The 24,574-nt window shown below is 66.2% G+C and carries 18 protein-coding genes; 5 read left to right on the top strand and 13 right to left on the bottom strand.

Annotated features, from left to right (window positions below; genetic code table 11):
• The first annotated feature begins 34 nt into the window (after positions 1-34).
• The 3 genes from BST27_RS02295 to BST27_RS02285 all read left to right on the top strand — a co-directional run bounded on the left by BST27_RS02295 (position 35) and on the right by BST27_RS02285 (position 4,412).
• Positions 35-2,806 carry a helix-turn-helix transcriptional regulator gene (locus tag BST27_RS02295; RefSeq protein WP_139804977.1) on the top strand — a complete coding sequence of 924 codons (2,772 nt, stop codon included), beginning with the start codon at positions 35-37 and terminating at the stop codon, positions 2,804-2,806.
• 88 nt (positions 2,807-2,894) lie between these two features.
• Positions 2,895-3,662 carry an SDR family oxidoreductase gene (locus tag BST27_RS02290; RefSeq protein ID WP_069418133.1) on the top strand — a complete coding sequence of 256 codons (768 nt, stop codon included), beginning with the start codon at positions 2,895-2,897 and terminating at the stop codon, positions 3,660-3,662.
• Positions 3,663-3,689: 27 nt separating this feature from the next.
• Positions 3,690-4,412: an SDR family NAD(P)-dependent oxidoreductase gene (locus BST27_RS02285; RefSeq protein ID WP_069418134.1), complete on the top strand. Its 723-nt coding sequence runs from the start codon at positions 3,690-3,692 to the stop codon at positions 4,410-4,412.
• A gap of 20 nt (positions 4,413-4,432) precedes the next feature.
• On the opposite strand, the gene BST27_RS02280 is transcribed toward BST27_RS02285, so the two are convergent.
• Positions 4,433-7,744 carry a helix-turn-helix transcriptional regulator gene (locus tag BST27_RS02280; protein WP_079219539.1) on the bottom strand — a complete coding sequence of 1,104 codons (3,312 nt, stop codon included), beginning with the start codon at positions 7,742-7,744 and terminating at the stop codon, positions 4,433-4,435.
• 154 nt (positions 7,745-7,898) lie between these two features.
• Here BST27_RS02280 and BST27_RS02275 point away from each other — a divergent pair, with 154 nt between their 5' ends.
• The gene (locus tag BST27_RS02275; RefSeq protein WP_069418136.1) at positions 7,899-9,074 is read left to right on the top strand and encodes a serine hydrolase domain-containing protein; all 1,176 of its coding nucleotides are present in this window, start codon (positions 7,899-7,901) and stop codon (positions 9,072-9,074) included.
• Here BST27_RS02275 and BST27_RS02270 read toward each other — a convergent pair.
• The 3 genes from BST27_RS02270 to lpqS all read right to left on the bottom strand — a co-directional run bounded on the left by BST27_RS02270 (position 9,059) and on the right by lpqS (position 11,978).
• Positions 9,059-10,294, bottom strand: a complete 1,236-nt coding sequence (locus tag BST27_RS02270; RefSeq protein WP_069418137.1) for an MDR family MFS transporter — start codon at positions 10,292-10,294, stop codon at positions 9,059-9,061. The two genes, BST27_RS02275 and BST27_RS02270, sit on opposite strands and share 16 nt — an antisense overlap.
• A complete protein-coding gene (locus BST27_RS02265) occupies positions 10,294-11,457 on the bottom strand; it encodes a PLP-dependent cysteine synthase family protein (RefSeq protein WP_069418138.1) in 1,164 nt (387 codons plus the stop codon). Before BST27_RS02265 ends, BST27_RS02270 begins: the two co-directional genes overlap by 1 nt.
• Before the next feature lie 104 nt (positions 11,458-11,561).
• A complete protein-coding gene (gene lpqS, locus BST27_RS02260; RefSeq protein WP_069418139.1) occupies positions 11,562-11,978 on the bottom strand; it encodes a putative copper homeostasis (lipo)protein LpqS in 417 nt (138 codons plus the stop codon).
• A gap of 118 nt (positions 11,979-12,096) precedes the next feature.
• Between lpqS and BST27_RS02255 the strand changes: the two genes are divergently transcribed.
• Complete coding sequence (locus tag BST27_RS02255; protein ID WP_069418203.1) at positions 12,097-13,725, top strand: multicopper oxidase family protein; 1,629 nt, start codon at positions 12,097-12,099, stop codon at positions 13,723-13,725.
• Here BST27_RS02255 and BST27_RS02250 read toward each other — a convergent pair.
• From BST27_RS02250 to BST27_RS02210, 9 genes are read right to left on the bottom strand one after another with little or no spacing between them, the layout of a single operon-like run.
• Positions 13,722-15,278, bottom strand: coding sequence for an FAD-binding protein (locus tag BST27_RS02250; protein WP_069418140.1), 1,557 nt, complete (start codon positions 15,276-15,278; stop codon positions 13,722-13,724). The genes BST27_RS02255 and BST27_RS02250 overlap by 4 nt on opposite strands.
• Positions 15,279-15,336: 58 nt before the next feature.
• The gene (locus BST27_RS02245; RefSeq protein ID WP_069418141.1) at positions 15,337-16,161 is read right to left on the bottom strand and encodes an alpha/beta fold hydrolase; all 825 of its coding nucleotides are present in this window, start codon (positions 16,159-16,161) and stop codon (positions 15,337-15,339) included.
• Complete coding sequence (locus tag BST27_RS02240; protein WP_069418142.1) at positions 16,161-17,150, bottom strand: cyclase family protein; 990 nt, start codon at positions 17,148-17,150, stop codon at positions 16,161-16,163. Before BST27_RS02240 ends, BST27_RS02245 begins: the two co-directional genes overlap by 1 nt.
• Positions 17,150-17,962: a coniferyl-alcohol dehydrogenase gene (locus BST27_RS02235; RefSeq protein ID WP_069418143.1), complete on the bottom strand. Its 813-nt coding sequence runs from the start codon at positions 17,960-17,962 to the stop codon at positions 17,150-17,152. Before BST27_RS02235 ends, BST27_RS02240 begins: the two co-directional genes overlap by 1 nt.
• A 31-nt stretch (positions 17,963-17,993) precedes the next feature.
• Entirely contained in the window at positions 17,994-19,301 is a 1,308-nt protein-coding gene (locus BST27_RS02230; protein WP_069418144.1) for an LLM class flavin-dependent oxidoreductase, read from the bottom strand.
• Between the two features lie 3 nt (positions 19,302-19,304).
• Positions 19,305-21,083 carry an FAD-binding protein gene (locus BST27_RS02225; RefSeq protein ID WP_069418145.1) on the bottom strand — a complete coding sequence of 593 codons (1,779 nt, stop codon included), beginning with the start codon at positions 21,081-21,083 and terminating at the stop codon, positions 19,305-19,307.
• Positions 21,080-22,000, bottom strand: coding sequence for a 3-carboxyethylcatechol 2,3-dioxygenase (locus BST27_RS02220; RefSeq protein ID WP_069418146.1), 921 nt, complete (start codon positions 21,998-22,000; stop codon positions 21,080-21,082). Before BST27_RS02220 ends, BST27_RS02225 begins: the two co-directional genes overlap by 4 nt.
• Positions 21,948-23,645 carry a bifunctional 3-(3-hydroxy-phenyl)propionate/3-hydroxycinnamic acid hydroxylase gene (locus BST27_RS02215; protein WP_069418147.1) on the bottom strand — a complete coding sequence of 566 codons (1,698 nt, stop codon included), beginning with the start codon at positions 23,643-23,645 and terminating at the stop codon, positions 21,948-21,950. The genes BST27_RS02220 and BST27_RS02215 overlap by 53 nt, the downstream gene beginning before the upstream one ends.
• Complete coding sequence (locus tag BST27_RS02210; RefSeq protein WP_069418148.1) at positions 23,645-24,508, bottom strand: alpha/beta fold hydrolase; 864 nt, start codon at positions 24,506-24,508, stop codon at positions 23,645-23,647. The genes BST27_RS02215 and BST27_RS02210 overlap by 1 nt, the downstream gene beginning before the upstream one ends.
• Positions 24,509-24,574: the final 66 nt, after the last annotated feature.

Below are 24,574 nucleotides of genomic sequence, written 5' to 3'. Positions count from 1 at the left end.
GGCAACAGTGGTCAACACCGATCGAGCTTTACGATTGCAGGGTCGCCGAGCGGAATGCACGACTCTGGAACGGTCGACGTCCCTGGCTCGCTCGGGCCAGAGCCAGGTGCTCGTCTTGCGCGGCGAGGCGGGTATCGGCAAGACCGCGCTGCTGGACTTCGTCGCCGAGGGAGCCTCGGGGTTCCGGATGACGCGGGTGGCCGGCGTGGAATCCGAAATGGAACTTCCGTTCGCGGCTTTGCATCAACTGTGCGCACCGTTGATGGACTGCTTCGGCAACCTCCCAGCGCCCCAGCGGGATGCGCTGGACGTCGCGTTCGGCCGCAAGGTCGGCTCGGCGCCCGACCGCTTCCTGGTCGGTCTGGCCGTGCTGACCCTGGTTGGCGCGGCAACCGAAACCCGGCCCCTCATCGCGCTCGTCGACGACGCACAGTGGCTCGACCGCGTATCGGCACAAACGTTGGCATTTGTGGCGCGTCGCCTGATCGCCGAACCCGTCGCGATGATCTTTGCGGTACGCGACGACTCACTCGAGGAACGACGCGACGACCTGGCCGGTCTGCCCGAGTTGAGCGTCGAGGGGCTCAACCCCGCCGATGCCCGCGCGCTGCTGGATTCGGTCATCCCCGGCCGGCTGGACAACCAGGTGCGCGACCGCATCGTCGCCGAAACTCGGGGCAATCCGTTGGCCTTGTTGGAATTGCCGAAGGGCCTGACGGTCGAGGAGTTGGCGGGTGGATTCGGGCGCCCCGACGCGCGGCCACTGGTCGGGCAGATCGAGCAGGCCTTTGTCCGTCGGATCCGTTCGTTGCCGGGCCATACCCAACAGCTGTTGTTGACCGCCGCGGCGGAGCCGGTAGGAGATGCCGCGCTGCTGATGCGCGCCGCCGACCAGCAGGGCCTGCCCAACGACGCGGCGACCGGAGCCGAGGCGGCCGGGCTGATCGACGTAGGCACCCGGGTGCGTTTCCGCCATCCGCTGGTGCGCTCGGCCGCCTACCGCAGCGCGGATTTGATGGAACGCCGACGCGCCCACCGGGCCCTGGCTGAGGCAACCGACTCCGACGCCGACCCGGACCGGCGCGCGTGGCATCTCGCAATCGCGGCCGACGGGCCCGACGAGTCGGTCGCGGTTCAACTGGAGCGCTCGGCGGACCGCGCCCAGGCCCGCGGGGGCATGGCTGCCGCGGCCGCGTTCTTGGCGCGCGCCACCGAGCTGACCTCCGACCCGGCGCGCCGCGGCGCCCGAGCGCTCGCCGCCGCTCAGGCCAAGCGCGACGCCGCCGCCTTCGACGCCGCCGACGAGTTGATCAGGGTCGCGGAATCCGCATCACTGGACACGTTGCAGCAGGCCCGGATCGCCAGACTGCGCGCCCAGATCGTGTTCGCCAGGAGCCGCAGCGGCGAGGTCGATGCGCCGACGGTGTCGGATGCGGCAGTCGGCCTGCTGGATGCGGCTCGAAAACTTGCCGACCTCGACATCGCGCAGTCCAGGGAGACATACCTGGAGGCGGTAGGAGCGGCGCTGTTCGGCGGCCGACTGTGCCCCTACGGCGGCATCCCGATGACAGCGGCAGCGGCGCGCACGGCTCCCCCCGCAGCCTCGCCGGTACGGGCCGTGGACCTGTTGTTGGACGGCATCGCCATCCGGGCCACCGACGGTCACGCGGCGAGCCTGTCGACGCTGCGCGACGCGCTGGCCCTGCTGCGTACGGAAGCTGAGCGCGACGACGCCGACGGCCTGCGATGGTTCTGGCAGGCCTTCCCCATCGTCCAAGAATCGGCAGCGCACGAGTTGTGGGACGACGAGACCTGGCACCATCTGGCCACCCACGCGGTGCGACTCGCCCGCGACTCGGGTGCGCTTGCCGTATTGCCGATGGCTCTGGTTTACCGCGCGGGGGTGCACGTGCAGGCCGGCGAATTCAACGCGGCCTCAGCGCTCATCGAGGAAGCCGATGCCATCACCGCGGCAACGGGTTACGCGCCGCTCAAGTATCACTCGGTGTTGTTGGCGGCCTTGCGCGGCGCCGAGGCCGACGGGTTGAAGCTGATCGAATCGGCGCTCGCCGACGGGGTCGCCCGGGGCGAGGGACGCGTCGTCGGCCTGACGAGTTACACCGCCGCCCTGTTGTACAACGGGATCGGACGCTACGAGGACGCCTTCACCGCCGCCCGTCGCGCTTGCGACGACGAGGACTTGGGCCTGTTCGGCTGGTCGCTCGTCGAACTCATCGAGGCCGGTGCCCGAACCGGCGAGCGGCAGACGGCCCTGGACGCGCTCCGACAACTGGAAGAGCGCGCGGTGAACAGCGGAACGGATTGGGCCGCAGGTATTTTGGCTCGATCCCGGGCGTTGCTGGCCGATGATCAGCAATGCGAAAGCCTCTACCAGGAGGCGATCGACAGACTGAGCAACACGCGGATCGCCGTCCACCTCGCTCGAGCCCGCCTGATCTACGGCGAGTGGCTGCGCCGATGCAACCGCCGCGTCGACGCCCGGGCGCAGCTGCACACCGCGCACGAGATGTTCGCGCGAATGGGCGCCGACGCGTTCGCCGAACGTGCCCGTCGAGAGCTGCTGGTGACGGGACAGAAGGTGAGCAAGCGATCTGCCGCATCGGGCAGCGAGCTGACGGCCCAGGAGGCGCAGATCGCTCGGCTGGCCGGTGAAGGCCTGACCAACCCGGAGATCGCGGCGCAGTTGTTCATCAGTACCCACACCGTGGAATGGCATCTGCGCAAGGTGTTCGTGAAGCTCGGCATCAAGTCGCGTCGGCAACTGCGTGGCGCCATCACGGGGTGAACTACGGACTTTCAAGGGTTCCTGCGGCCCAGGGGTCGGGCGATGCTGGACATACCAGTTCATCGCGCAACATCGGGAGGGCGTACTCATGAAGGTTTTGGTGGTCGGCGGGACCGGGCTGATCGGGTCGCAGGTGGTGCGCATGCTTTCCGAACAGGGCCACGAGGCGGTATCGGCGTCGCCGAGTTCGGGTGTCAACACGTTGACGGGCGAAGGCGTCGCCGAGGCCGTCAAGGGCGCCGACGTGGTGGTGGACGTGTCCAATTCGCCGTCGTGGTCCGATGCGGACGTGCTGAACTTCTTCACCACCTCCACCCGCAACCTCCTGGCGGCGGAGCGGGCTGCCGGCGTGAAGAACCACGTTGCGCTCTCGATCGTGGGCGCCGACCGGGCGGCTGAGAGCGGCTACATGCGAGGCAAAATCGCCCAGGAGAAAGTGCTCGCCGAATCGGGTTCTCCATACACGACCGTGCGCGCCACTCAGTTCTTCGAATTCGTTGGGGGCATTGCCGATTCTTTGACCGAAGCCGACACCGTTCGAGCACCGCACGGGGCCTTCCAGCCCATTGCCGCCGCGGATGTCGCCACCGCGGTCACGCGTGCGGCTTTAGGCGAACCAGTCAACGGGGTGATCAATATCGCCGGCCCCGAAAAGCAAGGCATGGACGACTTCATCCGCGACCGCTTCGCGGCAACGGGAGATCCGCGCCGGGTGGTGACCGACCCTGCTGCTCGCTATTACGGCGCGGTGCTGGATGAAAAGAGCATCGTTCCCATCGAAGGCGAAGAGGCGACCATCTACCCCACGAAATTCAGCGACTGGCTGGCCTCCCAGGTGCCTAGCGGCGCCCAGTAGCCCGGCCTTCGAAGGAGCCGATTTCCGATGGAACTGATCGACCACACCGCACTGGTAACCGGCGGGACCGCCGGCATAGGACTCGAGTCGGCGCGACTGCTGGCAAGCGAAGGCGCCACCGTCATCATCTCTGGCCGCGACTCGGCCAGGGGGGCGCGAGCGGTCGAAGCCATCGGCGCGAACGCAAGGTTCGTCCAGACCGACATGAACGACGCGGGGTCGGTGGAATCGTTGGTGCAGCAGTGCGGTGCGGTCGACATCATCGTCAACAACGCCGCCAGCTTTCCCGCCGCCTTGACCGTCGACCAGAAAATGCCGAGCTTTGAGGCGATGTTCGACACCAACGTTCGCGGAGCGTACTTCCTTGTCGCCGGCTTGGTTCCGGGCATGTTGCAGCGCCGCCGCGGCAGCATCGTCAATGTCACCACGATGGCCGCCTTCAAGGGCATCCCCGGAGCGTCGGGATACAGCGCCTCGAAGGCCGCGCTGGAGTCGCTGACCCGTAGCTGGGCCGCGGAATTCGGCCCGAGCGGTGTGCGGGTGAACAGTGTGGCGCCGGGCCCCACTCGCACTCCCGGGGTCGACGCCGAGTGGGGTGAGACCAACGAAGAGCTCGGCCGGGCTTTGCCGTTGGGACGCACCGCATTCGCGTCCGAGATCGCCGAGGCAGTGCTTTTCCTCAGCTCGCCGCGGGCCAGCTTTGTCACCGGCTCGACCTTGCACGTCGACGGCGGCGGCGCTGCGGTCTGATCCGTGGTCTGATCCGTGGTCTAAGACGAATTGCTCTGGCGCACAGCCTCTTGCGCAAGCTGCACGCGCGAGTTGTAACCCAGCTTTGTGTACATGTGCGTGAGGTGGGCTTGCACGGTGCGCGGGGAGATGAACAGCCGTTCGGCGATGTCCTTGTTGGACAGCCCTTCGCTGACCAGCCGTGCCACGTCGAGTTCCGCGGGGGTCAAGGACGCCCAGCCGGTCGCCGGTCGTTTCCGGTCGGCCCGCCCGCGCAATGCATGACTGATGGCGTCTTCGTCGGACAGTGCGGCACCGTCTGCCCATGCGGCCTGAAAGTCGTCCACCCCGAGGCCATTACGACAGGCCTCCACGGCAGCTTCGTACCCGGCTTGGTAGATGGGCAATCGAGATTCGCCGGTGCGGTTGCTGACGGCGTCGGCAGCTCCTAGGAGCCGCGCCGCCTCAGCGTAACCGCCGTCATCAGCCGCCGCCCTGGCCAGACACTCCAAAATGGCGGGGAGACAAAGCCGGCTTTGCGTGTCGGCAAGAATCGACAATGCCTGCTGGGCGTCACGTCGCGACCGGTCGTGGTCGCCGAGGTCAGCGGCGATGTATGCACGAGTGCACAGTGCCCACGACTTGTGCCACCCGGCGAGAGTGGCGACGGCTTCGTCGGCCAGTTCCTGCGCCCTGGCCAGGTCGCCCTCGACGTGAGCGCACATGGCAACCGCGCTGACCGCCACCGAGCCGCGGTGGACACCGGGGAGTTCCCAGATTCTCCTGCCGAGTTCGCGTGCGGAGGGCGCATCACCGTTGGCCACGGCGACCAACGCCAGGACCGTGCTGGCGGAACGTTCCAGCACGGCGTCGAGTTCTGCTCCTGCGCTGATCGCGGATCGTCCGACAGCCTTGGCCGCGGCAACATCGCCCCGAAATATCAGGGCACAGCCCTGGGTGATCAGGCTCAGCATCATGCCGAGGACATCACTGCTGGCTTCACAGGCCACGAATAATTCTCGGCAGGTGTCGATGGCGCCGGTCAGGTCGGCGCGAAGCATCTGGGCCATGGCGATCGACCAGCGACATACGTGCGCTTTGGGCCAGTCGTCAAGAGCTTCGGCCAGGTCAGCACCTTCGGCGCCGAGCGCGCTGGCGGCCACCGGGTCGCCTTCCATCGCAGCCAGGTATGCCAGTCGACTCAGAATCTGACTGAGCCGCCAATCATCTCCGGTCGCCCTTACCAGGTCGATCGCCTCGGCGAAATGTCCTTTCGCCGAATCGAAATCGAGGCCGGCGACGCAGCCGCACGCGGTGAGAGACCGGGCCAACAACGCGGGATCATCGAGCTCGCGCGCCAGTGCCAGGGCGTGCTCCGCCCGCTTGTCGGTGTCGAAGGCCGCGACCAAGGCATCGAGGACCGCCTTGTCGGCCAGTGCGCGAACGGCCAAGGCCGGCTCGATGGCGTCGGGGTCGAAGCCCTCGTCGTCGAAGATCGCCTCAAACCACTTCAATCCCTCGCGCAGCTGGCCCCGGCCCTCCCACAGCGGCAGCAGCGAGGACGCCATCTGCAGCGCCCGGGCGGGCTCACGGCTTTCGCGACTGTAGGCGAACGCCGCCCGCAGGTTGTCGATGTCACCCTCGACGTCAGCGACGACCCGTCGGAAGTTGTTGCACGCAGGCGTGTCCAACCCGGCGGCCAGTGCCGTGTAGTAATCGCGGTGTCTTTGCCGCAGCGCGTCGGCTTCGCCGGCCTCGACGAGTTTCTCCAGCGCGTAATCGCGGATCGTCTCCAGCATTCGGTAGCGCGTCCGTTCCGCGGTGTTGTCGGCCTGCACCAGAGACTTGTCCACCAACAAGGTCAGCTGGTCGAGCACGTGATAGCGCTGCATCACTCCGTCGCCGCACACCGCCACCACCGCGTCGAGGTCGAAACCTCCTGCGAAAACCGCCAATTGGCGAAATAAGGTCGCCTCGGCCGCGGCCAGCATCGAGTGGGACCAGTCGACCGATGCCCGCAACGTCTGTTGCCTGCGTACCGCGGTGCGCGCGCCGCCGGTGAGCAGCATGAATCGGTCATTCAAACTGTCGCAGATGTCGGAGGCCGACATCGCCCGCATCCGAGCGGCGGCAAGTTCGATCGCGAGGGGCATACCGTCGAGGCGTCGGCAGATCTCGTGAACGGCGTTGACATTGCCGTCGTTGACGGTGAAGTCCGGACGGACCTGGCGGGCGCGGTCGGTGAACAACTCGACGGACTCGTCCGCGAGTCCCAGCGAGGGAACCTGCCAATTGACCTCAGATGCGATGCGCAGCGGCTCGCGACTGGTGGCCAACACCCGCACATTGGGACAACTCCCGAGTAGCGCAACGACACTCGCCGCCGACGCCTCCAGCAGGTGCTCACAGTTGTCCAGCACGATCAGCAAGCGACGGTCACCTATCCGGGCGTTGACGCTGTCAATGGCGGACCGGTCCAATTGATCCTGCAGGCCAAAGGCTTTGGCGATCGCCGCCTCCACCAGGTCGGGGTCGTTGATGGGGGCCAGATCAACGTAGTGGATCGACCCGCCCACCACGTCTGGCGCTTGTCCCGCGAGTTGCACCGCCAACCGTGTCTTTCCGACGCCGCCCGCACCGGTCAGCGTCACCAACCGATGCTCGTGGAGCAACCTTGCCAGCTCGGCGATTTCGCTGGTGCGGCCGACGAACTTGGTGAGCAGGATCGGGAATGCCGGTGTGGCGGCGGCGCTCGTGGAGCGCAGCGGCGGAAAGTCGACGCGCAGATCAGGATGGCATAGCCCGAAAACGTGCTCGGGGCGTGGAATATCGCGCAGGTGGTGACTGCCCAAGTCGGTCAGCCACGCTCCTGGCGGCAAGTGATCGGCTACCAATTGCTCGACGGCGGCGGTGAGCACGGCCTGCCCGCCGTGTGCCAGGTCGCGTACCCGCGCCGCGCGGTTGATGGTCGGGCCGATGTAGTTGGCGTCATCCCGCAATTGGACCTCGCCGGAATGGAGGCCAACGCGCAGTCGGATGGGTGCCAGCGGGGCGCCCTGCAACGCCAACGCGCACGCTACGGCGTCGCTTGCGCGGTCGAAAGCGATGACGAAGCTGTCGCCCTCGCCCTGCTCGATCGGACGCACCCCGTGGTGGGCGTCCACCAGTCGTGACAAGGTCGCGTCGAGACGTGCCACGGCAGTGGTCATCTCGCTTGCGCTGGTTTGCCAGAGGGCGGTGGATCCTTCGATGTCGGCCAGCAGCAACGTCACCGTTCCGGTCGGCAGTTCGCTCACGCCAGGCTCGCTCCAGTTCACCGGTGGTACATCCGCGCGGGGTTTGGACTTACCCATGTTAGCCAGCGTCCCCCGCGCCGGGGCGCTGCCACATCAGCACAAACGCGTATAGACCCGCGAATTGCGGCCCTACGCAGTTACGCGATCCGACCAATGACCAGCCAACAGGCCGCGCCGCATAGTCGAAGGACCACTACCGAGGAGATCAACAATGACCCAGCAGTTCTGTGCGGTGGATGCCGTCCTCGCCGGACATCACGACCCACGCTTCAGCGACCTTGCCGTCGCGCTGGCTGAAGAACTCACCACGGGCGGTGAACTTGGCGCCGCCATAACGGTCGACATCGACGGGGAGTCGGTCGTCGATATCTGGGGCGGATATGCCGACCACGCAAAGACCAGACAATGGGATCGGGACACGATCGTCAACGTCTTTTCCAGCACCAAGAACATCACCGCCCTGGCGGCGCTGTTGCTGATCGACCGCGGCGAAGTCGATCCTTTCGCCCCGGTGGCCCGATACTGGCCGGAGTTCGCCGCAAACGGCAAACACACCATCGAAGTGCGTCACGTTCTGAGCCACACCTCGGGGGTTTGCGGCTGGGAACCGCCGTTCAGCACCGAGGACCTGTACGACTGGGACCGGTCGACCGAGCGACTCGCCGCCCAGGCGCCGTGGTGGGAGCCCGGCACCGCGTCCGGGTATCACGTGGTTACCATCGGCCACATAGTGGGTGAGGTAGTACGCCGGATCACCGGGATGAGACTCAAAGAATTTGTGCGCGAGGAGATTGCGGGACCGCTAGGAGCCGACTTCCAGATCGGCGCGCGCCCCGAAGACGACACCCGCATCGCCGAGTTGGTCCCGCCGCCCGCGTTCGACCTGCCGCTGGACTTGATGCCAGAAGATTCCCCGATGCGCAAGACATTCGGCACCCTTCCGCCGACTCCTGACGGAGCGTTGACGGCACAGACCACCGCTTGGCGGCGTGCGGACATCGGCTCGGCCAACGGGCACGGCAATGCGCGCTCGCTGGTGCGGTGCCTTTCCGCAATATCATTGGGCGGCAACGTAAACGGCATGCAGCTGCTGCGCCCCGAGACGGTTGATCTGATCTTTCAGGAGCAGGCCAACGGCATAGATCTGGTGCTGGGCATGCCCACCCGCTGGGGCATCGGATACGCCCTCCCGAAACCGGAAGCGGTACCGGACATCCCGGACGGGCGGATCTGCTATTGGGGCGGATGGGGCGGCTCGATGGTGATCATGGACCTGGACCGGCGGATGACGATGTCCTATGTGATGAACAGGATGGGTCACGTGACCCCCGCCGGATCGGAACGCACGCAGAAGTACACCCGAGTGCTCTATCAGATCGTGAGCTGATCGACGGCGCGTCTGTCGAGTCGGTAGAGCCCCGCGATCGTTGCGGCTCCTACGAGAATCAGCGTTCCCCAAACGATTTCATCGGCGCCGAGACGGTGCGCCACGCTCGTGAGCCAGCCGACCGTGATGTTGCCGACGAGGATGCCCACTCCGACGATGGTGCTGTAGAACCCGTAGTGCGTCGCCACCAGTCGGTTGCTCGACAAGGTCACCACGGTGCGCATCTCGAAGGGAAACAGCGCCGCCGAGGCGATGGCGAGCAGACCGGCGGACAGCAGCAGCGCGGTGATCGCGGCGGCATTCCCGAGACGTTGGCCGTTGGGCACCAACAACAGCGGAACGAACGACGCTACCAGGATCATCGCGCCTACGACGAGGCTGCGCGACGGATCCCAGCGCGCGGCGAACCACTGGGTGATGCGCCATTGACCGGCTATCGCGACCAACCCGGAAACCGCGAACATCACCGCCACCAAGAGGGATTGGTGGCCCGGCGCGAGGGCCGCGGCCTGCATGGGAAGCGCGAGGTAGATCTGGAACGACAATACGTAGGCACCGGACATCGCGACCGCGAACGCCAGGAAGCGCCGGTTGGCAATCAACGTCCGCCAGTCGGACAGGATCGACGTGCGCTCGGCATCGGGGTCGGCCGCGTGCTGCGGCAAGGCGAACAGCTGCGCCACCGTCAGCACGGCGAACACGAGCGCGGCACCCAGCACGGTCGCGCGGAAGTCCAGCATCAGCATGGCCAATCCGACCAGCGGGCCAAGCAGAATCCCCGCTTGATAGAAGATGTTGAACACCGCGAACGCCTCGATCTTGCGGTCACCGGAATCGGCCGCGACGTAGGCCCGTACCGCGGGGTTGAACAGCGCTCCCGCGAAACCCGTTGCCGCGGAGGCAATCAACACGGTGGGCAAGGACTGGGCCACGGCCAGCAGCGCAAAGCCGCCGGTGCGAATCAGACATCCCGCCACGATCATCGGCTTGTAACCGAACCGGTCAGCCAGCGTGCCGCCAACAAAGAACATGCCCTGCTGGGAGAAGTTGCGCACACCCAGCACCAAACCCACCGCCCAGGCCGCCAATCCGAGCGGCCCGGCCAGATAGTCGGCCAGGTACGGCATCAACATGTAGAACCCGACGTTGATGCCGAACTGATTGATCATCAGCACCTGACTGGGGCGGTTGAAGCTGCGGAACTGCGCCAGCACATCCATCACGCCACCGCCCGAGCCGGATTGAGCACCGTGGTTGTCCGGGTCCAGCGGGTGACCACCGCCTCGGCGGGAGAGGCAATCTGGTCCGGTTCGTCCGCCGGGGGCCCCGCGAGCAGGCCGTGTTCCTCGCAGTACTCGTCGTTGTAAACGGTGTCGAAGTAGCGGTGCGGCCCGTCCGGAAAGACCGCGGCAATCGTGGCATCGGACGGCAGGTTCCGGGCCGCCCATTTGGCAACCAGCCCAACCGCCCCGACACTCCAGCCGCCGCTGGCGTAGTGGTTGGCGGCCAGCTCACGGGCCGTCCAGACGGCTTCGGCGGGGGCGACCCAGTGCACCTCGTTGAAGGCGCCGTAGTCGACGTTGTCCGGGAAGATGCTCGAACCGAGCCCGCGCATCAGCCGGCTCGACGCTGGTTGTCCGAAGATGGTGGAACCGATGGTGTCCACCCCGATCAACCGCATGGCCGGGTTGAATTCGCGCAACACGCGGGCCACACCCGCCGAATGTCCCCCCGTGCCCACCGAGCACACCAGCACGTCGACCCGCCCCAACTGGGCGATCAACTCCATTGCGAGCGAACGGTACCCAGTCACATTGTCAGGGTTGGAGTACTGGTTGGGATTCCAGGCGCCCGGGTCAGCGGCGAGCAGCTCAGCGACCCGGTCCTTACGGGCCTGCTGCCAGCCCCCGACCGGGTGCGGCTCGGTCACCATGTCCACGCGGGCACCATAGGCGGCGAGCATGCGCGAGATGATCGGCTCGAGTCCCGGGTCGGTGACCAAAGTGACGGGGTGACCATACACCTGGCCCGCCAGGGCCAGACCCAATCCGAGCGTGCCGCTGGTCGATTCGATGATCGCGGCCCCGGGCGCGAGGTCACCTCGAGCGCGGGCACGCTCAACCATGTGTAGCGCGGGACGGTCTTTCATGCCGCCGGGGTTGAAGCCTTCCAGCTTGGCCCAAAATCCGCGGTCCGCCACCTCGGCGGGTTCCGATGTCCCAGGTATCCAGAGCACCGGGGTGTTACCGACGATGGTGCCCGGGTGGCGGTTTCTGCCCAGCGTGCGTTGATACCCCTCGGGGATGAGGCGGTAGTGCTGCCGGGCGGCACGCGGACGGACGGAGGTGAAGTGAGACCGGTTGGGAATGAGGAGGTTGTTCATTTTTTCGTCGCTTCTGCTTCGGTGCCGCGAATCGTGCGCGGCTATTTGAGGGGGGCCAGCGAGCACCGGTCGCGGCAGGTTCGCCACAACCTGGCACTGGCCGCTCAGCGACGAGATCGGCAGTATCGAGTCAACAGGTCGCGTCCGCTGATAGCGGACCGCTGCCACTCTGGCGGACCGCGTCCGGAGGAAACGAGCTGGTAGACCGGCACCGGGACGGTTTCCGCGGCCGCCGCCACGGCGGACGAATCGAGTGCCGGCTGGGCAACGCGCGGCAGCACGGCGATCGCCGCCTGGTCCGGGCACGGTGGCTTCGAGGTATCGCTCAGGTGAGCGTGGTCGCCGTGTTTCGCGTAATCGCCACCCAGAACCGTCGTCACCGGATGGTCCGTCTGGACAGCGTGCGAGTGGACCTGCGGGAACCAGCACTGAGCGGCTACCGCGGAGAGCGCCAACGCCAGGACGACCGATACGACCGCAACGATCACGGATCGTGGCCGGGCCGGGCGGCGGAGGTTCATGCCGAGGACTATATACCCCCTAGGGGTATATAGTAAAGTCGGTTGAGGTTGCGCAATCACGAGCGCCCTAGCAGGGTAAATGCACAGCGGCGAGGCAACCCGAGACGAGGAGCGCAGAATGCCGGTAGTGCCAGCAGGGCGGTACCCGTTCGGTGCAGCACAACTGAGCAGGCGCGGATTCATCGGGGCCGGCCTCGCCGGCGGCCTCGCCCTGGCCGCGTGTGGCAAGTCCCCGCCTCCAACGCCGGCCGAGCAATTGTCCAACGCCATCGCCGCCACCGAGCGAGCCCGCCCGCACAGCGGGCGGACAGTGACCGCCGACCTGAGCCCCCAGCCGGCAGCGATCGACCTGGGCGGGGTAATCGCCCACACGCTGGCTTTCGGCAACGCGGTCCCGGGCCCCCTGATCCGCGCGACCGTCGGCGACGAACTCGTCGTCGCAGTGACCAACCGTCTCGACCATCCGACTTCGGTGCATTGGCACGGCATCGCGCTACGCAACGACATGGATGGCGCCGAACCCGCCACGCCCAACATCCCCGCCGGCCAGAGCTTCACCTATCGGTTCTCCGTCCCGAACCCAGGCACCTACTGGGCCCATCCGCACACCGGCCTAGATGGCGACAAGGGCCTGTATCTGCCGGTGATCGTCGACGATCCGAACGAGCCGGCCGACTATGACACGGAATGGATTGTCATTCTTGATGATTGGACAGACGGCGTTGGCAAGAGCCCACAACAGCTTTTCGACGAACTGACCGATCCGAACAAGACCACGACCGCCACGACGACTCCACCGACTACAACGACCAGCCCGACCAGCCCCACCACGACCACTAACGGGACGACCAGCCCGACGAACGGGGCACCCTCGACCAGTGCGACGACCAAGCCGGATATGCCTGGCATGTCGGGTGGCGACGTCGGCACGAGCAAGCTGCTCGGTGGCGACGCCGGAGACATCGCCTATCCGTACTACCTGATCAACGGAAGGATCCCCGCTGCCGCAACTTCTTTCGAGGCTACGCCGGGCCAGCGAATCCGGCTTCGAATCATCAATGTCGGCTCCGACACCACATTTCGTGTCGCGTTGGCCGGGCATTCGATGACGGTCACCCACACTGACGGCTACCCGGTGATTCCCACCGAAGTCGACGCGCTGTTGATCGGCATGGCCGAACGCTATGACGTCATTGTTACCGCCGCTTCGGGCGTCTTTCCATTGGTCGCGGTCGCGGAAGGCAAGAATGCGCTGGCGCGTGCGTTGCTCAAGACCGGGGCTGGCAGCGCCCCCGACCCCGGCTTCAAGCCGGCAGAACTCGACAAACGTGTCGGCACGGTCGAAATGTTCACCGCCACTACCGGAGTCAATCTCGGAATTCCCCCAGAGGACAGTCTTGACCTACCCGTCGTCCTCGGTGGCACGATGACCAAGTATGACTGGACGATCAACGGCGAGCCCTACAGCAGGACCAAACCACTGCACGTCAAAGAGGGGCAACGGCCCACCCTGACGTTCGACAACACCACGATGATGTACCACCCAATTCATCTGCACGGCCACACTTTCCAGATACTCAACGCCGACGGCACGCCCGGCGCCCGAAAAGACACCGTGATCGTCCTGCCCAAGCAGAAACTCCGGGCGGTACTGATCGCCGACAACCCCGGAACCTGGGTGATGCACTGCCACAACACTTATCACCAAGACGCCGGCATGATGACCCGGTTGGATTACACGTTCTAGGTCGCTTTGAGCATGTCTTTCACCGCCAGGTGGCTGAACAGCATGCTGGTACCGATCGGATTGCCGCCCGCCGGGTAGGCGGTTCCACTCGGCGCCGCCATGGTGTTGCCCGCCGCGTACAAGCCGGGGATACGGTTGCCGTCGGTGTTCAAGACGCCTCCCGCGGTATCCGTACGTAACCCGCCCTTGGTGCCCAGGTCCGATACGCCGAAGGCGGCCGCGTGGAAGGGACCCTGGTCGATCGCGACGAGCGGTGACTTGCCGGCAGAGAACGCGCGGTCGTATGGCTCGTCGCCGCGGCCGAAGTCCTCGTCGACTCCGGTTGCGACGAATGCGTTGAACCGTGCCACGGTCGCGGCCAGACTGCCTGCGGGAACGCCGATCTTGGCGGCCAACTCCGCGAGCGTACCGGCCGTGTGCCAGAGCCCAGCGGCCACATATTTCTCCGGCTCGACCATCGAGACATTCGGGGCCTTGACCGGCGGCACCTGGCCGTCCTTGTCGTCGTAGATCATCCAGTACGGCAGCGTCATCGACCCGTCTTCCAGACGGCCGATGATGACGCGGCCGATCCGGTCATACGGGGCAGACTCGTTGACGAACCTCTTGCCGTCCTGATCGACGAAGATGCCGCCGGTGAACCACAGTGCGAACGCGGATCTTCCGTCGGGATGCGTCAGCCCCGGGGACCACCACGCCTGATCCATCAGGTCGGTGTCCGCACCGATCGCGATCGCCGCCTGATGTGCCAACCCGCGGTTTCCCCACGGGCCCATGGTGTCCCGCGCCTGACCCGGCACGCCCCACTGGCTGCGGAGCCCGTCGTCGCTCTCGAATCCACCGGCCGCCAGCAGCACTCCCCGGCGCGCGCGTATCGCCTTGCGCCGCCCCTCGGTCTCGACGACAGCACCGATTACCGATGTCTTGTCTTCGGAGACCACCAGCTCGACCAGCGCGGTGTTCAATTGCAGCGTCGCATTCGGGTAGCGCTGAATTGCCGCGAGGAACCGGGCGATCAACGCGCGGCCACCGATGAAGTAGTCCTCGGGGACCGGGGCATTGTGCCAATCGTTGTCCAGGGGACCGCGAACCAGCTCACGAAATTCCGGAGCCTTCGAGACCCGCAGCGGCCGGGCCGCCATGTGCCGTCGGCCATCCTTCCGGGCCTTCGGCGCCTTGCCGAAATAGTCCGGCCAGGGCAGCAAGTCGAACTTGATGGACTCGTCGGCCTCGAGGTACTCGATCAGCCGGGGGCCGCCGCGTACGTAGGTCTCTTGCAGTTCGTACGGCGTGCGGTCGCCGACCACCGCGTGGTAGTACTCCAGCGCGTCCTCGATGGTGTCGTCGACGCCGGCCCGCACCAGTACCGGGTTGCAGGGAAACCACACCCCGCCGCCGCCCGAGTATGCGGTGGTGCCGCCGAATTTGTCGGTCGCTTCCACCAACAGCACGTCGAGTCCCTCACGAGCGGCGGTGTAGGCACCGGTGACCCCGCCGGCCCCCGACCCGGCCACCACCACGTCATGCTCTTCGTCCCAGTGGATCATCGTCATGCAGCCTATCCCCCGCGAGCAGACGCGAATGCACCCTCTAACGCCGATACGGGAGATTTCAGGTCTGGTCGGCGAAGAAACGCAACAACAACTCGTTGACGGCCGCGGGCTGCTCGATCTGCGGACAATGCCCGGCACCATCGACGACCGCCGAACGCGCTCCCTCGATCCGCCCCGCGATGTCCGCCGCCCATCCCGCGGGCAGCAGCTTGTCGTTGCCGCCTTCGATGATCAGCACCGGAACCTTGATCCGCTCGTACCGCCTCACGCTCGACGGGATGGCCGGCGGTGCCGCGTTGGGGCGCCGAAATCGTGCTGCCGCCACCGCTTCCCATGCGCCCGGCGCGACGCTGGACTCATGGCGCCGGCGCACGTACTCGTCGTCGGCCGGATAGCCAGGGTGGTAGAACAGTGCCTCGACGATGCGGCGCATCGCGGGAAGGCTGGCGTCGTAATCCTGCAGCGCATCAAAGTGTTTGCCCTGCTGGATCTCTCCCCCACCGCAAATGGCGACCAGGCTGCGGACCGGCAACACCGGGTTGTCCGCGGTGGTGTCGGTGAGCAAATTGATGGCGCCCATGGAGTTTCCGACGAAGTGCGCCGAAGCGACGCCGAGCTGCTCGCAGAAGCGGGCGACGTGCCGAATGCGCATGGCTCGGCTGTTGACGAAGTCGATGACCTTCGCCGATTGCCCGAATCCCAGCTGGTCCGGCGCCAGCACCCGGTACCGTGTGGCGAGCGCGGCGATGTTGTGTTCCCAACCCAATTCGGCGCTGGCACCGAACTCGCCGCCGTGCAGCAGTACCACGGGATCACCGTCGCCCGCTTCGAGATAGCCGGTTAGCAATCCGTCGACAACGGTGGTCCTGCGGTGGATCTCCATCACTTGATCGCGATCGGATTGACCGGGGAGCCGACCGCGCCGACGAATCGCAGCGGTGGCGCGATGAGCTGAAACTCGTAGACGCCGTCGGCGGCGCAGTCGTCGGCCAGCGGGGTCAGGTCCCAGTACTCTCCGAGCATCATGCCCATGTCGCGCAGGCACAGTAGGTGCAAGGGCAGGAACAGACCTTCGATTCCCGACACCGGGTCTTCGACCTGGAGATTGTCCGATGCCACCGCCGCTATTTCGTGATCGTGCAGCCACTGGGCGCAGCGCCAGTCCAGACCCGAATACGGTTCCGTCTTGTTGCCCGTCATGAGAAACCTTGTCCACCAGCCGGTTCGGATCAACACGATGTCCCCGCTGCCGACGGTCACGCCTTGCGCGCGGACGACGTCGTCAAGCTCCTCGGGAGTGATCGGGTTGCCGTGTTCCAGGAAGACCTCGGCGCCGCGGTGGCGCACCAGGTCGAGCAGCACCCCCCGCGAGGTGATGCCCTTGACATCGACCTTGTCGATGCCGCAGTGGAATGCACCCATGCTCGTCACGGAACCGGCCGGGAATCCGTTGTACAGCTGGTCTTCGTAGTAGACGTGCGACAGCGCGTCCCATTGCGTGGCCGCCTGCAACGGCATGACGACCATGTCGTCGTTGAAACGGAAGAAGCTGTCGGCGAAGTACCCGGCCAGCTGGCTCGCTGTCGCATTCTGCGTCCATCCGGGCCCGTATCGGGCCAGCGTGGTCGCGTCGCCGCCGTCCACGGTCATCACATGAATTGGGTTGTGCCGGAACCCGAAAGCGCCCTGCGGTCCCGACGAGCCGAAGTCGACTCCGAGCGGGAACACCTTGCCGTGCCGGACCAGCCCCGCGGCCTGCTGCACCTTCTCGGCGGTGATGAAGTTCAGCGTGCCGAGCTCGTCGGCCTCACCCCAGCGCCCCCAGTTCGAGACATCGCGTGCGGCTTTCCGAAAATCGGCCATGGTAGCCATTACGCCCGCCCTCCCTCGAGTTCATGGGCGATAGCCGCTGCCACGTTGCCGCCGTCGACCCAGATGACCTGGCCCGAAATATAGCTGGCTGCGCGGCTATTCAAGAACAGCAGGACCGCAGCCTGTTCGGCCGGGTCGGACACCCGCCCCAGCGGCTTCGGTATGTCGTCGAGAAATTGCTGCCCGTAGGCGGTGCGCAGCTGGTCGAGGATCGGCGTCTCGGTCACCCCCGGGCCGGTGCAATTGATCCGGATGCCTCGCGCGCCCAGTGCGGTGACGTTGCGCATGCCGTACAGAATCACCGCCTCCTTGGACAGCTGGTAGCCGGTCCCCACGACATCCGGATGGCTTCGGCACCAGTCAATTCCCTCCTGCATGGTCGCGGTGTTCAACAACGGCACGACGTCCCGCTGGTGCTCGCGATACCCCGCTGCCGCCAGGGAGGCCACGCTCACGATCGATGATCCCGCCGTCATACGCGGGATCAGCGCCTCGGTGAGGTGGCGCAGCCCCAGGAAGTTGATCGTGACGACCAACTCCGGGTCGCCGATGCCCGACGACACGCCGGCGACATTGAACAGCGCGTCGATGCCGCCCGCGATGGATGCGACGGCCTGATCGATCGAGGCCGCGTCGGCGAGGTCAACCTCGTGAAAATCGTTGACCGGCACCGCCGGCCGACGCTTGTCCAGCCCGACGACGTGCGCCCCGAGCTCGGTCAGCTGCTGCACCACGTGTGCACCGATGCCCGACGCACAGCCGGTCACCACGGCGCGGCGGCCGTCGTAGCGCCACAATTCCTCGATTGCCATCGTCGATTGCCGACCTGGTCAGTTTCCGGACTCAATTGCCCTGCTGCTGCTCCTTCAAGCGCTGTGCGGCCTGGACGCGTCCCTCGTTGATCTCGGCCATGGCCTCCGGAATCTCACTGGCCGTGAACTTTCCGCCGCGGCCGGTCGGCAGGCCGCCAAATGAGTAGCTTTCGTCGAACTGCGGGGCCGTCGGTTCCGGCCGACGAGCTTCGACCTTCTCGATCACCGGCGCCAGTCGGGCGGCCTTGTCCGCCACCGCCTTCGCGTCGCGCTCGATGAATTCGGGCAGGACCTCCTTGCCCATCAGCTCGATGGATTCCATGGTGCCCTCGTGGCTGCGCGGGTTGAGCAGCAGGATGATCTCGTCGACACCACTTTCCTCGTATCCACGCAGGAACTCACGAACCGTGGCCGGCGACCCGATCGCGCCGCGTCCGGGTCCGTACGCCAGGGTGGGGTCCTTCTCCACCTCTTCCAGATAGCGTTCCCAGACGCCGGTTCGTCCCGGGGTGTGCACGCCGGTCATGTAGTAGTGCATGATGCCGAAGGAGAAGAAGCCACCGCCCTTGCCGAGGCGTTGCAGTGCCTGCTCGTCGGTCTTGGCCACCATCATCGACAGGTCGCCGCCGATGGCCAGAATGTTGGGGTTGATCGCCGGTGTGACCGGGACGCCGCTCTCCTCGAACTCCTTGTAGTAGCCGTTGACCCGCTCGGCCAGGGGGCCCGGCCCGGTGTAGGCGAAACTCAGTGCGCCAATGGCCTTTTGGGCTGCCATCTGGACGCTGGACGGGCGTGTGCAGGCGACCCACACGGGCGGATGCGGCTTTTGCAACGGCTTGGGGATCACATTGCGGGCCGGCATCTGGATGTGTTCGCCGTTGAAGCCGGTGAAGGGCTCCTCGACCATGCACCGGATGGCCACCTCGAGCGCCTCCTCCCACTGCGCGCGTTTGTCGGCGGGATCGATGTTGAATCCGCCGAGCTCACCGACGGAGGAGGACTCGCCGGTGCCGAATTCGACGCGCCCGTTCGAGATCAGGTCGAGGGTGGCGACGCGCTCGGCCACTCGGGCGGGGTGGTTCACCGCCGGCGGCAGGTGCATGATGCCGAAGCCGAGCCGAATGTTCTTGGTTCGCTGGCTCGCCGCGGCGAGGAACATCTCGGGCGCGGTGGAGTGACAGTACTCCTCGAGGAAGTGGTGCTCGGTGAGCCATACCGTGGAGAAACCGGCCTTGTCGGCGGCCTCCACCTCGTCGAGGCAGTCCTGCAGCATCTCCCGTTCGTCGTCGGGCGCCCAGGGGCGGGGCAGGGCGAACTCGTAGAACAATGAGATCTTCATTTGCTACCTCCTAGGAGAATTAAGGGTCTGGGCGGCTTCTGCGTCCGACTCCGAATTCGTAACGCGCCGGTCGGCAACGTGTTTCGCCGCGACGAAGCCAAAGGTCATGGCCGGGCCGATGGTGGCGCCGGCCCCGGCGTAGCTGCGTCCCATCACCGGCGCGGAGGTGTTTCCCACCGCATACAGTCCGGGCAGCACCGTGTCGTCCTCTCGCAGCACCCGCGCGTACTCGTCGACGCGAAGTCCGCCGGAGGTGCCCAGGTCGCCGAGCACAATGCGGAACGCGTAGTAGGGCGGGGCGCCCAGCGGATACAGGTTGGGATTGGGCAATGTCGGGTCGCCGTAGTAGTTGTCGTAGACGCTGTCGCCGCGGTTGAAATCGTCGTCGTGGCCCTTGCGCGCCAGCTCGTTGAAGCGCGCGGCCGTGGCCCGAAGTTGTTCCGCCGGGACGCCGATCTTGGCGGCCAAATCGTCCCAGCTCGTCGCGGCCTTCACCACGCCCGAATCCAGCCAGGCTTTGGGGATCTTGCGTCCGGTGGGCACCGGCGCGCCGGGAATCTTCGGAATGGGCAGATGACCGCCCACGACATAGCGATTGAAGGAGCGGTGATCAGTGATGAGCCAACACGGGATGCGCGTCACCCCGGACTTCTGGCCTTCGATCATCGCGTGGCCGAAGTCCATGTAGGGCGCCGCCTCATTGATGAAGCGCTTGCCCTCCCCGTTGACGATGAACTGCGCCGGCATCATTCGCTCGTTGAGCATGAATTGCATGCGGCCGTCCGGCCATTGGATCGCCGGGAACCACCACGCCTCGTCGAGCAGGTCGGCGGCCGCGCCGACCGCTTGGCCCGCCCGGATGCCGTCGCCCATGGCGGCCGGATTGCCGAAGCTCCAGTCCTGGTCGATCTCTGGCAAATGTTCCTTGCGCCAGGCCAAGTCGTGGTCGAATCCCCCGCTCGCCAGGATCACGCCGCCACGCGCCCCGATCCGTTGCCGGGTGCCGTTCCTTTCCACCAGCGCACCGGCCACCGATCCGTCGGCGTCGGTGAGCAACTCGACCAGCGGCGTGTCCAGCCACAGCGGAATACCGCGTTCCCGCATCGCCAGCCGGAGCCTGGCGACCAGCGACTGGCCGATCGCCGCCATCCGCTCGTCGAAGACACGCGCCCGCACCATGCGTGCAATCAGCTTCAGCAGCACAGCCTTTCCGGCCCAGGACTGCCTGATCCGGTAGAACGAGCGCAATTCCTTCGGCCCCAACCAAATGCCCTTGGGCGCCAACGCCAGCGGCTGCAGCAGCGTCGACTCGTCATCACCCAGCACGCGCAGATCGATGGGCGGCACGTTGATGGTGCTACCCAGCTCGGATCCGCCTGGCAGTTCCGGATAGTAGTCGGCATAGCCGGGCTTCCAGACGAACTCGAGCCAGGGCGAAAGGCGTTCCAAGAACTCCAGCATTCGGGGCGCCGATTCCACGTACTGGCGCAGGCGCGCCTCGGTGACCAGGCCGTCGGTGATCTGGCGCAGGTACTCGACGACGCCTTCCGGGTTCGGGACATAACCCTCCCGGCGTTGCGCGGGCGCACCCGGCACCCAAATGCCCCCGCCCGACAACGCGGTGGATCCGCCGTACTTGCTGGACTTTTCGATCACCAACACATCGAGGCCGGATGCGGACGCGGTCAGCGCGGCCGTCATCCCGCCGCCACCGGAGCCGACGACCAGCACATCGACGGCATGGTCGAAGCGACCGGATGGTTCCGCGGCTCGTGGTGTCATGCGACCGGCGCCGCCGTTCGGACCGCGAACCCGGCGAGCAACTCGGCTGCTTGCTTGTAGTAACGCACCGCGGTCTGGTACGGCCCCGCCGACGCCAGCGCCGCGAAAGCGGCTACCCAGGTGCGGATCTCGTGCGCGGAACTGCCACCCTCATGCGTCACGAACGAGTTCGACCAGCTGTCGAGATCCTCGAGGCGGCCGCGGTCGACGACTTCCAAGAAGCGATGGTCCCAGGCCGGGTTCAGGGGCTGCAGGTCACTGTCGCCGCCGGCGAAGCTTCTGGCGGCGTCGATGACCGCCGTCTGGCGGGCCTGCCGTTGCTCCGGCGTCATCGGTTGACCGTCCACGATTCGTTGCCGCACGGCCGCAGTCGCGGTGTCCAACGTGGGTAGCGGGGGGCTGTGCGAGAGGCCACCCGATCCGATCACCAGCACTCGCTTGTCCAACGTGCCCAGAAAGGCGCCGACCGCGGTTCCCAGGGCACGGCAGCGATGCAACGGCCCCAGCGGCACGGCGATCGCGTTGATGAAGATCGGTATCACCGGCTTCGCGGTGGCCGCGCCGAACAGCTTCTCCAGGGGTTGGACGGTGCCGTGATCGACGTCCATGTTCGCCGACACCGCCACATCGACGTTGGCGGCCAGCACGGCCTTCGCACACTCGCCCGCGATGTCGCCGGGTACGTCGAGGGGGCCGGCATGGGTGCCGTAGTCGCCGACACCGTTGGCCTGCATGCCAATACAGAATGACGGCATCACCCGGTAGAAGAACCCATTGTAGTGGTCGGGCGCAAAGATGACGACCAACTCCGGGTCGTAGTCGGTGACGAATCCGCGCGCCCGGGCGATCGCGGCTTCCACGTCGTCAAGCAGGTCCCGCGGTGGCCCCGGTAGATTCAGCAGCGGGCTGTGGGACATACAGCACAGAGCCAGTGGCACTTTGGACGTCACCCCCTTTCAGTGTGAGTGACAGCGCCTCGATCAGGGACCCGCTCAGTTCGGGAGCGAGCTGGGCGATGCAGGCGCCGGCGATGCAGCGGTCGGGCCGCAGAAACACGACCGACTCTCGGTGGACGTCGAACCAGCCCTTCAAGACTCCGGACCGGTCACCGACGATCTCGACGTCGGGATCGTCGTGCCCGGTCCAATGGAGCTGTGTCAGCGGGCGTGCGGCAACGAACCGGGCACCCAAGGCTTTCCACGTCGCAAACGCCTCGTCGCCGAGTATCGTGCGGGGATTGTTGTTCCAGCACAACACGGCGAACCAGGAGCCCAGCACCTCGTCGAGGAGCACGTTCTGCTCGGTGCGGGTGTCGACCCGCGGCTGGATGAACAGCGTCCCCACTGGCGAGTCCGCCCGGCGGGGCTCGTCATGGACGACGGCTCCATGCTCGTAGCGCGGCATCGGCTTGAACCGCATCTCGAGCACATACCGCTTGAGGGAAGGCACTATTGACGCCGATCGAACCAGCAGATCGCGGGCCGCTGTGATGCGGCGGTTGGTTGGCGAGATGACCCGACCCACCATGGTGGACAGGTCGATCATCGCTCGGGCGTGTTTGCGCCGCTCCTGGTCGTAGGTGTCTAGCAGGCGGTCTTCGGCACGGCCGCTGACCACGGCGGCCAGTTTCCAACCCAGGTTGGCGGCATCCCGGATGCCGCTGTTGTAGCCCTGCCCCTGCCAGACCGGCATCAGGTGCGCGGCATCGCCGGCCAGCAGCAGCCGGCCGCTGCGGAACGCTCCGGCTATCCGCGAGTGGTGGGTATAGACCCGGCGTCGGATCACCTCGACCCGGTCCGGGCGCGGAACCATCCGCGCCAACATTCTGGTCAGAAAGGCCGGATCCTCGGCCAGCTCGTCGGACTCGTCGGCGTGAATCATGAACTCGAACCGGCGAATACCGTGGGCGATCGAGATCGAGGCGTAGGGGCGTTCCGGGTCGGCGCCGACCTCGCTGTTGGGGTGGCCCAGCGGGTCATTCGCGACGTCGACGACCAACCAGCGGGTGGATGAGGTGGTGCCGTCAAACGAGACGCCCATCATTCCCCGGGTCGTGCTGCGCCCGCCGTCGCAGCCGACGACGTAGCGTGCCCGGACCGTCATCGGCCCGCTCTGCCCACCGAGTTCGATGGTCACGGCCTGGTCGGTCTGCACGCAAGAAGTCATCGGCCGGTCCCACCAGACCTCGACGTTGTCGAATCTGTCCAGCCCTCGCAGCAATTCGGCGTCGACCAAGGGTTGCACGAAGCCGTTGCGCTTGGGCCAGCCGAAACGCGCGTCGGGCGGCGCCATTTCGGCGAGTATCCGGCGCTTGGCGTCGAAGAACCGCAGAATCTGGTTGGGCACGGTGTGCGGCAGGACCTGGTCGACCAATCCGATCGATTGGAACGTGCGCAACGCTTCGTCGTCCAGTCCAACGCCGCGCGGATAGTCGATCAGCGTTTCGCGTTCCTCCACCACCAGCGTGTTGATGCCCTGTTGGCCAAGAATATTGGCCAGGGTCAGCCCTACGGGGCCGGCGCCGACCACCACGACGTCGCATTCGTGCCCGGCGCCGGCCATCAACGTCCCAGCAGGAAGTCGATGTGCAGCCGGTTGAACGTCTTGGCATCCTCGTACTGCGGCCAGTGCCCGCAGCCCGGCATCAGTTCGAATCGGGCGCCGGGGATCATCGATGCGATCCGCCGGCCCTCCGTTACGTCGGCCGTCGGGTCATCACTTGTCCACAGCACCAAGGTGGGTGCGGTGATAGACCCGTACTCCTCCGGTCCCAACAGATTTCGCGCACGAATCTCGGGGTCCTGCAGGGCCATGATGTCACGCATGGCAGCGACGAAGCCCGGCTGCCGATAGATCCGCTGCCGGCTGGCCACCAGATCGTCGTAGTTCTTCGCCTTGTCTGCCATCAGCCATTTGATCCGCGCCTGCACGGTCTCCCAGGTCGGGTTCTGCACAGCGGCCATCGACAAGTCGATAATCCGTTGCATCACCACGGGATCCGCCTGCGATCCACCGGCCGTGTTCAGGACCAGTCGGTCCACCACATCAGGGTGGTCGATGGCGGCGCGCGCGGCCACCCATCCGCCGAGCGATTCGCCGCTGATGCTGGCGCGCCGAGCGCCGATGGCACGCAGTACCGCCATCAAATGCTCGACGTAGTGCCGAATTTCCAGCGGATGGCCCGGCTTGTCGGTGAAGCCGTGGCCGAGCATGTCGATGGCCCACGTCCAGAAGTGCTCGGCGTGCGCGGCCAGATTTCGAACGTAGGCCTCGGCGTGGCCACCGGAGCCGTGCAGCAGCATCAGCACCGGTTTGCCTGGGTCGCCCGCGCGCAGGAATCGGGTCCGAGCTCCCCCAGCCTCGAGGTAGCCCTGTTCGAACGCGACGCCTTGGAGGTCGCTCCACACGCTCTCGAACTCCGCCACTGTCCTCAATGACCCCCGGGCTCTGTGTGCTAATATCGCACCTCAATGTGCGATATGTATAGAGCT

Origin of the sequence: Mycobacterium intermedium (genome assembly GCF_002086275.1) — a bacterium.
GTDB classification, from domain to species: Bacteria; Actinomycetota; Actinomycetes; order Mycobacteriales; family Mycobacteriaceae; genus Mycobacterium; species Mycobacterium intermedium.
Note: the sequence above shows the minus strand (reverse complement) of the source record. Positions and strands in the feature narration are given on the sequence as shown.